Genomic DNA, 11,148 nt, shown 5'->3' with positions numbered 1-11,148 from the left:
CGGGGCGCGGCAACTGAGTGTCGCACTCGCAAGAGAATATGTGGCCCAGACCACAAGTGCGCAGACCAGTGAGTACGCCGGCCTCTGGCTCGCCCGCTGCGACACCCTCACGCGCCTCGCCGACCACCTCCGCCGGCACGACAACAGCCCCTTGCCGCTCCTCCGCTCCCAACTGCGGCGCTCCTGGGAGGCGATCCTGCTGGAACGGGTCACGGAACTGAGGGACGAGACGGACGAGACGCTGTAGAGCCACCAGCCGGTCAGCCCTGCAGGAGCACCACACACGACTCGCCCGGCAGGCTGAGCACTCCGTCCGCGCCCGGAACCTCCACCGGCTCCCACGCCGCCAGTACACGGGCCGGCCGGGTGCCGAGGGGGATCGCCGCGGGGTCCTTGCCGAGGTTCACGGCCACCCGGACGTCACCGCGGCGGAAGGCGAGCCAGCGGGTGCGCTCGTCGTAGGCGACCTTGACGTCCGCGAGGTCGGGGTCGGAGAGGTCCGGCTGGGTGTGCCGGAGGGCGATGAGTTCGCGGTACCAGTCGAGCGCGCGCGCGTGGAGCCCGTTCTCCGGTTCGGACCAGTCCAGGCAGGAGCGGTCACGGGTGGCGGGGTCCTGCGGGTCCGGGACGTCCTCCTCGGCCCACCCGTGCGCCGCGAACTCCCGCCGCCTGCCCCGGCGTACGGCCTCCGCGAGCTCGGGATCCGTGTGGTCCGTGAAGAACTGCCAGGGCGTGCCCGCCGCCCACTCCTCGCCCATGAACAGCATCGGCGTGAACGGCCCGGTCAGCGTCAGCGCGGCCGCGCAGGCCAGCAGGCCGGGGGAGAGGGAGGCCGAGAGCCGGTCGCCCTGGGCGCGGTTGCCGATCTGGTCGTGGGTCTGCGCGTACCCCAGGAGGCGGTGTGCGGAGACCTTCGTGAGGTCCAGCGGGCGGCCGTGCCGGCGACCGCGGAAGCTCGAGTACGTACCGTCGTGGAAGAAGCCCGTGGTCAGCGTCTTCGCGACCGAGGCGAGCGGGGACCGGCCGAAGTCCGCGTAGTAGCCCTGTGTCTCACCGGTCAGCGCGGTGTGCAGCGCGTGGTGGAAGTCGTCGTTCCACTGCGCGTGCAGCCCGAGCCCGTTCTCCTTGCGGGGCGTGATGATCCGCGGGTCCGCCAGGTCCGACTCGGCGATGAGGAACAGCGGGCGGCCCTGCTCCTCGGCGAACGTGTCCACGGCGGCCGACAGTTCCTCCAGGAAGTGGCACGCGCGCGTGTCGCGCAGCGCGTGCACGGCGTCCAGCCGCAGCCCGTCGAACCGGTAGTCGCGCAGCCACGCCAGCGCGCTGCCGAGCAGGAACGCACGCACCTCGTCCGAGCCGGGCGCGTCCAGGTTCACGGCCGCGCCCCAGGGCGTGTGGTGCGTCTCCGTGAAGTACGGCCCGAAGGCGGGCAGGTAGTTGCCGGACGGCCCCAGGTGGTTGTGCACGACGTCCAGGACGACACCGAGCCCGAGCTCGTGCGCCCGGTCGGCAAAGCGCTTCAGCGCCTCAGGGCCGCCGTACGGCTCGTGCACGGCCCACAGCGACACGCCCTCGTATCCCCAGCCGTGCCGCCCCGGGAACGGGCACAGCGGCATCAACTCGACGTGCGTCACGCCCAGTTCCACCAGATGCCCGAGCCGCTCGGCGGCCGCGTCCAGGGTTCCCTCGCGCGTGTACGTGCCCACGTGCAGCTCGTACAGCACGGCGCCCGGAAGCCCGCGCCCCGCCCACTCCGTACGCCACGCGTACCGCTCGTGGTCGACGACCGCGCTCAGCCCGTCGGGCCCGTCCGGCTGCCTGCGCGAGCGCGGATCGGGCAGTACGGGGCCGTCGTCGACCGCGAACCCGTACCGCGTCCCGTCCTGCGCCTCGGCCTCTCCCGTCCACCACCCCACGCGCTCCGGATCGGGCTCCAGCGCGCGCGTGGTGTCCGCGCAGTGGAGCGTCATGCGGTCGGCCTGTGGTGCCCACACCTCGAACTGCACGGACGGTTCTCCCTCGCTGCTCACCGTGACGTCGCCGGTCCCATGGTGCGTCAAACGAGATCAATTCACCTTCGAATCCTCCGGATCGAACGACTTGAAAGGACCGGATCCGACGTAGGTGCTCCTCTGAAGTGCTGCGTTTTCTGGACACTCCGGCCGCGCTGCCAGACAATCGGCTCCGTGACGTCGTCCTCCGAGTTCCACACCTATCCCGCTCCCGCGCGGTTGTCGGACGCCGAGCGCGACCGGGCGCTGAGGGTGCTGCGGGAGGGCGTCGCCCTGGGAAGGCTCTCGCACGACACGTTCGTACTGCGGATGGAACTCGCCTTCGCCGCCCGCACCTCGGACGAACTCGCCGCGCTCACCGCCGACCTGCAGACGGAGAACCGTTGGTCGCGGATGCTGTTCGGCGCGGTCGAGGCGGTCTCCGGCTTCACCGTGCGGCTGCGCAGGGCGTGGCAGGCCGAGCGGCTCCCCAAGCTGCTGCTGCCCCGGCCGGACAACCGGTACCCGCTGCGTATCGGCCGCGACCCGGCCAGCGGTCTGCGGCTCAGCCACGAGACGGTGTCCCGTGTGCACGCCGAGCTCACCCGCCAGGGCGGTATGTGGGTGCTGCGTGACCTGGGCTCGACCAATGGCACGTCCGTGAACGGGCGGCGGGTGATCGGGGCCGCCGTCGTCCAGGTCGGGGACCAGGTCAGTTTCGGGCGGATGGCGTTCCGGCTCGCCGCGGACTGAGCGGTTCGCTCCGCGGGGTGCGTCGTCTTGGGGTGCGGGTCCGCTGTGGCTGGGCGCGCAGTTCCCCGCGCCCATGAAGGGGCGCGGAGTTGAAGCCTCCGCCGGCGGCCCCTGCTGACGTGAACGTTCCGGGCGTGCAGTGGTGTTGACGTACCTCCGTAGTCGTGACTCACTGTGCGTACGCCATGCACACCAAGTGAACCGATGGCTCTTCACAGCGGAGGTCAAGACGCTGCCGCCACTCCTCCGCTATCTGTCCGTCGACGAGCTTGGCGTGCGGGCGGCCGCGCTCGTCGACCGCCGCCCACGGGACGCCCGGCTGCGCCAAGTGGGCACGTCAAGGGCCGGACTGCCCCTGTTGCTGCTGTCCGTCGGGCACGGCAGCCGCCAGGCCCTGATCGTCGCGGGACCCCACGCCAACGAGCCGGTCGGCGGCGCCACCGCGCTGCGGCTCGCCGAACGGGCCCTCGCCGACCCCCGGTTGTGCGACGGCGCCGACGTGACCTGGAACCTCCTGCTGTGCCTCGACCCCGACGGCGCCCGCCGCAACGAGGGCTGGCTGTCGGGCCCGTACACCCTCGGCCACTACTTCCGGCACTTCTTCCGCCCCGGCTTCCTCGAACAGCCCGAGTGGCTGCCCGACGGCGCGGCGGCGGCAGCCCTGCCGGAGACCCGCACCCTGCTCGCCCTCCAGGACGAACTGCGGCCCTTCTTCCAGTGCTCCCTGCACGGCGTCGACGTGGGCGGCGGCTTCGTCGAGCTGACCCGCGACCTGCCCGGACTCGCGCCGCGCCTCGCGCACATCGCGGGGCGCCTGGGCATCCCGCTGGAACTCGGGTCGTACGACACGCTGTACTGGCCGACCCTCGGGCCCGCGGTCTACCGGATCCCGCCCCCGCGGCGCGGCGACCTGGCCGCGGCCATCACGGAGGCGGCGGTCGAGTCCACCTGGTTCCACCCGCACCCGTACGGCACGGTGACCGCCGTCGTCGAGGCGCCCATGTGGGGCGTGGCGGCCGTGGGGGACGCCTCGGCGCCCGCGGACACCGACGGGGCCCTGCGGGCCGTCAGCCGCACGCTGCGGCGCGACACGGCCCTTCTGGAGGCCCTGTTGGCCCGTATCCGCCCCTCCCTGGACACGGCTCCGGACGCGGACCGTCTCCTCGCACCGGTCGACGACTATTTACTGGTCTGCCCCGGCCTCGCCGACTCCTGGGACCCCGACACCGAAGCGGACGGCGGCGCGCGCCCGCTGCCGCCGCTCGACACGGCACGGTTGACCGCGCTGCGCATCTCCGGGCGGCGGATAGCGCTGCGCACGGCGGGGCTGCTGCGGCAGTTGGTGACCGCCGCCGGGCAGGACCCGTCCGGCGCGACGGCGGACCTCGACCGGCTCATCGACGAGTGGTGCGCGGACTACCACGACGGCCACGGGGCTCGCTGGATCCCGGTGGCACGGCAGGTCGAGTACCACGCGCGCGTAGTGCTCGCCGCGTTCGACCTGGCGCGGCACCGGGCACCCGTCCCGCCGGCCGGCACGGGTCCGCTCGGTACGCCCCCGAGGAGGGCCGAAGTGCCGTTCGAGTGAGTCGGGGTGGGCCTCGGGGCCCGGTGTGCCGATGCACAGGCAATGACGAACACTCACAAAGCGACGGCGGCGGTACGGGCCTGTCTGCTGACCGTCTGCGCCCTCATCGTGGCGGGTTCGGTACCGGCCCGGGCCGCGGCGCCCCCGGAGTCGCTCGCGGGCAACTGGCTCTACGTCACCGTCACCCGCGGCGACGCACGCTCCAGCGACACGCGCGGCACGCTGCTGCTGTGCGACCCGCCCCAGGGCCACGCGCACGCGGTACGCGCCTGCGAGGAACTCCGCGCCGCGGGCGGCGACATCGGCCTCATCCCGCCCAAGGAGGTCTACTGCCCGATGATCTACGCCCCGGTGACCACCTCCGCGCGCGGCGAGTGGGGAGGCCGCGCGGTCACGTACAAGGAGACGCACTCCAACTCCTGTGTGATGGCGGCACGGACGGGATCGGTGTTCGCCCTGTCGGACTGAGCGCCGATCGCAGCGAACCGCCAGGCACGCGCGTGAGCCGACCGCAGGCACGCGCGCGTGCCGCAATTGCAGAGACCCACACGCGCGTGCCGCAAGGCGAGCCTTACGCGCGCGTGCCGCAGAAAACTGCCCCACGCGCGCGCGTGCCTCAAGCCGCCCGGTCCCGGGCGTGCCGTGCCGCCGCCACCACCGTGCGGCTCTGGTGTTCGACCTGGTGCTCCAGCGGCACCCAGCGCGCCCGGAAGCGTTCCGCGAACGCCTCGCTCCAGGACGCGACCAGACGTTCCAGAGGGGGCGCGGCGCGGTCGTCGGCCTCCTGGAGCACCCGCAGGAGCATCGCCGCGGCCCGCAGCGGCAGCCGTCGGCCGAACGCGTCCACGCTGCCCACGTACGCCATCGTCGAGTCCGCGGGCGGTGTCTGCGCCCAGTCGCCCGCCAGTCCCGGCACCAGCTCCAGTGCCCACTTGGCGGCGCGCAGCAGCGGACCGTCCGGCCCGGGAAGGCGTGGCAGCACCTCGGCGAGGACGCTCTCGACCTGGACCGCGTCCTGGAGGAGGCGACGCGCCAGACGTCTCATGGCCGCCGCCGGCGCGGGGTGCGGCGCGGGATCGTCGACCAGGTCGCTCGCCCACATCGGCACCTCGACGACCGCGGTCAGACCGCCGTACCGGTGGGCGTGGTACCAGGTGCTGTGCCGGGCGTCGTCCGGCATGCTCGGGTACGCCAGGTCGGAGCCCGGGGCGGGCATCACATGCACACCCGGCCCGGACGCGGGCCAGCCGGCGGCGTCCGAGGCGCCCGTCTCCACCGGGATGTTCAGCTCGGCCGCGGATTTCGCGAACGGTTCGGCGAGCCCCGGGATGTCCTTGGTCAACTGCACCCAGCTGCCGCCGAGATCCGTTCCGTGGAGGGTCACCTGGAGGTAGGGGCGCAGTTCGTCGATGACCCGGGTCAGGGCCCGCGTCTCGGGCGGCAGCCGGTCGGGCGGCAGCACGGACGGTGACCACTCGGGCTGCTCGGGCCCCGCCGGACGGAAGAAGCCGAGGTGGTAGTCGAGCAGGGTGCGCGGCGCCGGCGTCACATGGAGGCTGGCGCCGTCCGGGTCCGCGCAGAGCAGGAAGTGCCAGGAGGTGTCGGCCCGCAACTGCCGGTCGCGCAGCACCCGTTCGGCCAGCGACAGGAGGGTGGAGCCGCCCGTGGGCTCGTTGGCGTGGGCGCCCGCGACGACCAGCACCGAGCGCGCGGCGTGGCCGACCGAGAGCAGCTGCAGCGGCCGGCCGGCGCGCGAGGAACCGACCTGTCTGAGCGAACACAGGCCCGGCCGGTGGGCCGCCAACGCCCGGGCCGAGGAAACGATTTCGGTCACACTGGGGTAGCGCAGCTCCGGCAGGAGACTCACCCCCGACTAGGTCCGCTCCGGCGTCGCAATCCGCAGTACTCCACGGACCGGATGAACTGTCAAGGACGTGAAGGGGCGCCACCGGGGAGCGCCCAGCAGCATTTACCGGTAGCCGGGGGACATTTCACCCCCGGACGACGGGCGCGGCCCGTGCCTTCCGCCGGGCGCCGCCGGTCAGCCGCTCACCCGGAGCCGACGCTCGAGTCGTCACCGACCCGCTCCAGCAGCACCACGGGCAATGGTCCGAAAAGCTCCTCCACGCGCGCGTGCCCCGTGAACTCCCGTCCCGGAGCGAGCAGGTCCGCCCACCGCCCCGCGGGCAGCGCCAGCACCGTGTCGCGCCAGCCGCCCGCCTCCTCCAGGCGCAGCGACAGCCGGGTGACGGCCGTGACCACCTCCCCGGAGCGCACGAACGCCACACAGTGCGCGGCGCCCGGCCCCCCCGCGGGAAGCGGCGTGTACGTCGCCGAGTCGCCGAAGACGGCGGGCCGCCGCCCGCGCAGCCGCAGCGCGCCCACGGTGAGCGCCGCCTTCTCGGCGGACAGACCGTCCGGATCGGCCGGCGGGAAGTCCGCGGGCCGCCGGTTGTCCGGGTCCACCAGTGCCCGGTACTCGACCTCCGTGCCCTGGTAGAGGTCCGGCACGCCCGGCATCGTCAGATGGACCAGCGCGGCCCCCAGGACGTTCGCGCGCACATGCGGCTCGACGGAGCTCCTGAACGCGGCCACCAGCTGCCCGGGCGTCCCGCACGGTCCCGCCTTGAGGAACTCCGCCACGGCGGCCTCGTACGCGGGATCCTGCTCGGTCCACGAGGTGCCGAGGCCCGCCTCGCGGACGTGCTTCAGCAGCGCGCCCTGGAGCCGCTCCCCGGCCGCGGGACCGAGCCCGACCGCCGTCTGCCACGCGGCCCAGGCCACCTGCGGATCCGGCGCCCCGATGCCCTCGGCCGCCGTCCACCCGGTCACCTCGGCCAGCAGGTCGGCCCAGCGCTCCGGCACCTGCGTGAGGACCGAGATCGCCGCCCGTACGTCGGCGCTGCGCTTCGTGTCGTGCGTGGACAGGACGGTGCCGGTGGCGGGCCAGTCGCGCTGCACGCGCGCGCAGTACGCGTGGAAGTCCTCCGGGGACACGGCCGGGGACCCCGGTTCGCCGCCCACCTCGGTCGCAGACAGCAGCGGAACGTACCGGTAGAACGCGGTGTCCTCCACGGACTTGGCCCGCAGCGCCGACGCGGTCTGCGCGAACCGCGCCCGGAACGCCTCGTACTCGGGCCCTTCACCGGCCCGGCCGAGCACCAGATCCCGTACGAGGTCGACCGCCTGGGCCTCCTCGGGCACCTTGAAGGCCAGGCGTGCCTCGTCCGCGGCCTCCTCGGTGACGACCGACGCGGCGTCCCCGGAGGCGTAGGGCCGGTAGACCTCCATGCGGACGAGGAGCTCCCGCAGAGCGGTGCGCAGGGCCCAGGGGGCGCGGTCGCGCAGCGCGGGGTCGGGCGAGGTGCGGCACAGGCGGTCGGCCTCGCGCGTCAGCCGGTCGACCTCGGCGGCCAGCTCGTGATGGACCACCTTGTACGCGGCCCGCCGCACGGTGGCCTCCCAGACGCCCCCACGGTCGGCCTGGGGGGCCGCGAACCGCCGGTACTGGCCGAGGAGTTCCCCCGCGCCCGCCGGGTCCGTGAAAAGGCCGTCCACGTGCCGCAGCGCGTCGTATCCGGTGGTGCCCGCGACCGGCCAGGCGGCGGGCAGCGGCTCGCCGTCCGCGAGGATCTTCTCGACGACCGTCCAGCGGCCGCCCGTCGCCTCGTGGAGACGGCGGAGGTACGCGTCGGGGTCGGCGAGGCCGTCCGGGTGGTCGATCCGCAGCCCGTCGACCACGTCCTCGTCCAGCAGCTGGAGGATCTTCCCGTGCGTGGCCGCGAACACCTCCGGGTCCTCGACGCGCACCCCGATGAGCTCCGAGATGCTGAAGAACCGCCGGTAGTTGAGCTCGGTGCGGGCCAGCCGCCACCACCCCAGCCGGTACCACTGCGCGTCCAGCAGCCGGGGCAGCGGCAGCTTCTCCGTGCCGGCCCGCAGCGGGAACACGTGGTCGTAGTAGCGCAGGACGTCCCCGTCGACCTCCAGGGCCCCGCTCTCCGCGCCGAGGGCTTGCCCCAGCACCGGCAGCAGCATCCGCCCCTCGTGGGCCCGCCAGTCGATGTCGAACCAGCGCGCGTACGGCGAGTCGGGGCCCTCGCGCAGCACCTCCCACAGGGCGTGGTTGTGGCGCGGGGCCATCGCCATGTGGTTCGGCACGATGTCCACCACGAGGCCCAGACCGTGCTCCCGCGCGGTGCGCGACAGGGACCGCAGCCCCGCCTCGCCGCCCAGTTCGTCGCGCACGCGCGCGTGGTCCACGACGTCGTAGCCGTGCCCCGAACCCGGAACCGACTCCAGGACCGGCGACAGATGCAGATGCGAGACGCCGAGCGAGGCCAGATACGGGACGGCCGCCTCGGCCGCCCCGAAGGGGAACTCCGGTTGCAGCTGGAGCCGGTAGGTGGCGGTCGGCGCGACGGGGGCGACCGGGTCGGGACGCTCAGGTGTCATGGGAACCTACGTACCCGCCCGGGGGCGGTTTGTGCCATCGACACGCTTGCGCTCCGCGTCTCGCTCCGCGGGGAGCGCCGTTTGAAGGTGCGGGTTCGCTGTGGCTGGGTGCGCCCACGCGGCGGAGCCGCATATTGACACAGCCCCGCGCCCCTGAAGGGCGGCGGTGGTCGACTCGCGCGTGTAGTGCGCGAGCCGACCACCGCCGCCAGTCGATCCGCCTAAGCCGGTCGCTGCAGCACCATCATGCTTCGGTCGACCAGGGACAGGCGGTCGCCCGCCTGGACCTTCGCGCCCGTGCCCCGTTCCAGGCCGGACGGCCGCGCCGTGTCGACGACGACCTGCCACTGACGCCCGTGGTTGACCGGCACCACGAACTCCAGGGTCTTCGGGGAGGCGTTGAACATCAGCAGGAACGAGTCGTCGCTGATGCGCTCACCGCGCGGCCCGGGTTCCGAGATCGCGTTGCCGTTGAGGAACACCGACAGGGCCCGCGCCTGCGTGGAGTCCCAGTCGCGCTGGGTCATCTCCTCGCCCTCGGGGGTGAACCAGGCGATGTCCGACAGCTCGTCGTGGGTGCCCTCCACGGGCCGGCCGTGGAAGAACCGGCGCCGCCGGAACACCGGATGGTCGCGGCGCAGCCACACCATCGAGCGGGTGAACTCCAGCAGCTCGGCGTCGCCCTCGGCGTTCTCGGGCCACGGCACCCAGGACAGCTCGTTGTCCTGGCAGTACGCGTTGTTGTTGCCGCTCTGCGTGCGCCCGAACTCGTCGCCGTGGCTCAGCATCGGCACGCCCTGGGAGAGCATCAGCGTCGCGGTGAAGTTCCGCATCTGACGCGCCCGCAGCTCCAGGACCTCCGGGTCGTCGGTGTCGCCCTCGGCCCCGCAGTTCCACGACCGGTTGTGACTCTCGCCGTCGCGGTTGTCCTCGCCGTTCGCGTCGTTGCGCTTCTCGTTGTACGACACCAGGTCGTGCAGCGTGAACCCGTCGTGGCAGGTGACGAAGTTGATGGACGCCAGCGGGCGCCGCCCGTCGTCCTGGTAGAGGTCCGAGGAGCCCGTGAGCCGGGACGCGAACTCGGCGAGCGTCTGCGGCTCGCCGCGCCACATGTCCCGTACGGTGTCGCGGTACTTTCCGTTCCACTCGGTCCACAGGGGCGGGAAGTTGCCCACCTGGTAGCCGCCCTCGCCGACGTCCCAGGGCTCGGCGATCAGCTTCACCTGGGAGACCACGGGGTCCTGCTGGACGAGGTCGAAGAACGACGACAGCCGGTCCACCTCGTGGAACTGCCGGGCCAGGGTCGCCGCCAGGTCGAAGCGGAACCCGTCGACGTGCATCTCGGTGACCCAGTAGCGCAGCGAGTCCATGATCAGCTGGAGCACGTGCGGGGAGCGCATGAGCAGCGAGTTGCCCGTCCCCGTGGTGTCCATGTAGTAGCGGGGATCGTCGGTGAGCCGGTAGTAGGAGGCGTTGTCGAGGCCCTTGAAGGACAGCGTCGGTCCCAGGTGGTTGCCCTCGGCGGTGTGGTTGTAGACCACGTCGAGGATGACCTCGATACCGGCCTCGTGCAGCGCCCGGACGGCCGACTTGAACTCCAGGACCTGCTGTCCGCGGTCGCCCCAGGAGGCGTACGCGTTGTGCGGGGCGAAGAAACCGATGGTGTTGTAGCCCCAGTAGTTGTTGAGGCCCATGTCGACCAGACGGTGGTCGTTCACGAACTGGTGAACGGGCATCAGTTCCAGTGCCGTGACGCCCATTTCGGTCAGGTGTTCGAGGATTGCGGGGTGGGCGAGGGCCGCGTACGTGCCGCGCAGCTCGTCCGGCAGCCCCGGGTGCCGCATCGTCAGGCCCTTCACATGGGCCTCGTACAGGAGCGTGTGGTGGTACTCGGTGCGCGGGCGCCGGTCGTCGCCCCAGTCGAAGTACGGGTTGACCACCACGGAACTCATCGTGTGGGGCGCCGAGTCCAGGTCGTTGCGCCTGCCCGGCGACCCGAAGTGGTAGCCGTACACCTCCTCCCCCCATTCGATGCCGCCGCTTATGGCCTTCGCGTAGGGGTCGAGCAGCAGCTTCGCGGAGTTGCAGCGCTGCCCCCGCTCGGGCGCGTACGGACCGTGCACACGGAAGCCGTACCGCTGGCCCGGCATGATGCCGGGCAGGTACGCGTGCCGTACGAACGCGTCGGTCTCGCGCAGCTCTATCGCCGTCTCCGAGCCGTCGTCGTGCAGCAGACACAGCTCGATCCGGTCGGCGGCCTCCGAGAAGACCGCGAAGTTGGTGCCGGCGCCGTCGTACGTGGCACCGAGTGGGTACGCCTGTCCAGGCCAGACCTGCATGGATGCAACTCTTCCAGTTGTG

6 protein-coding genes and 2 pseudogenes are annotated in these 11,148 nt (G+C 72.5%); 4 read left to right on the top strand and 4 right to left on the bottom strand.

Annotation, left to right across the window (positions count from 1 at the left end; genetic code table 11):
• A pseudogene (locus O3Q52_RS12710) lies at positions 1 to 247 on the top strand (aminoglycoside phosphotransferase family protein); the annotation flags it as partial.
• Positions 248 to 260: 13 nt separating this feature from the next.
• Here O3Q52_RS12710 and treZ read toward each other — a convergent pair.
• A complete protein-coding gene (gene treZ / locus O3Q52_RS12705; protein WP_269648878.1) occupies positions 261 to 2,006 on the bottom strand; it encodes a malto-oligosyltrehalose trehalohydrolase in 1,746 nt (581 codons plus the stop codon).
• A 180-nt stretch (positions 2,007 to 2,186) separates the two neighbouring features.
• Here treZ and O3Q52_RS12700 point away from each other — a divergent pair, with 180 nt between their 5' ends.
• The 3 genes and pseudogenes from O3Q52_RS12700 (at position 2,187) to O3Q52_RS12690 (ending at position 4,800) form a co-directional block, all read left to right on the top strand.
• Positions 2,187 to 2,744, top strand: a complete 558-nt coding sequence (locus O3Q52_RS12700; RefSeq protein ID WP_269648876.1) for a DUF1707 and FHA domain-containing protein — start codon at positions 2,187 to 2,189, stop codon at positions 2,742 to 2,744.
• A gap of 232 nt (positions 2,745 to 2,976) precedes the next feature.
• A pseudogene (locus tag O3Q52_RS12695) lies at positions 2,977 to 4,378 on the top strand (M14 family zinc carboxypeptidase).
• Positions 4,375 to 4,800, top strand: a complete 426-nt coding sequence (locus O3Q52_RS12690; protein WP_269648874.1) for an SSI family serine proteinase inhibitor — start codon at positions 4,375 to 4,377, stop codon at positions 4,798 to 4,800. Before O3Q52_RS12695 ends, O3Q52_RS12690 begins: the two are co-directional and overlap by 4 nt.
• Before the next feature lie 148 nt (positions 4,801 to 4,948).
• Here the strand turns inward: O3Q52_RS12690 and O3Q52_RS12685 are convergent, their stop codons facing one another.
• From O3Q52_RS12685 to glgX, 3 genes are all read right to left on the bottom strand, one after another.
• Positions 4,949 to 6,199, bottom strand: a complete 1,251-nt coding sequence (locus O3Q52_RS12685; RefSeq protein ID WP_269648873.1) for a M14 family zinc carboxypeptidase — start codon at positions 6,197 to 6,199, stop codon at positions 4,949 to 4,951.
• A 182-nt stretch (positions 6,200 to 6,381) separates the two neighbouring features.
• Positions 6,382 to 8,787 carry a malto-oligosyltrehalose synthase gene (gene treY, locus O3Q52_RS12680; protein WP_269648872.1) on the bottom strand — a complete coding sequence of 802 codons (2,406 nt, stop codon included), beginning with the start codon at positions 8,785 to 8,787 and terminating at the stop codon, positions 6,382 to 6,384.
• Positions 8,788 to 9,008: 221 nt separating this feature from the next.
• Positions 9,009 to 11,126 (bottom strand): glycogen debranching protein GlgX, encoded by a 2,118-nt coding sequence (gene glgX, locus O3Q52_RS12675; RefSeq protein ID WP_269648871.1) that lies wholly within the window; start codon positions 11,124 to 11,126, stop codon positions 9,009 to 9,011.
• Positions 11,127 to 11,148: the final 22 nt, after the last annotated feature.

This window comes from Streptomyces sp. ActVer, assembly GCF_027270795.1.
Classification (GTDB): Bacteria; Actinomycetota; Actinomycetes; order Streptomycetales; family Streptomycetaceae; genus Streptomyces; species Streptomyces umbrinus_A.
Note: the sequence above shows the minus strand (reverse complement) of the source record. Positions and strands in the feature narration are given on the sequence as shown.

What these genes read in the sequence shown, in the direction of transcription:
- O3Q52_RS12690 (WP_269648874.1), top strand. Translation starts at nt 4,375, where the DNA reads ATGACGAACACTCACAAAGCGACGGCGGCGGTACGGGCCTGTCTGCTG.
- treY (WP_269648872.1), bottom strand. Translation starts at nt 8,787, where the DNA reads ATGACACCTGAGCGTCCCGACCCGGTCGCCCCCGTCGCGCCGACCGCC.
- glgX (WP_269648871.1), bottom strand. Translation starts at nt 11,126, where the DNA reads ATGCAGGTCTGGCCTGGACAGGCGTACCCACTCGGTGCCACGTACGAC.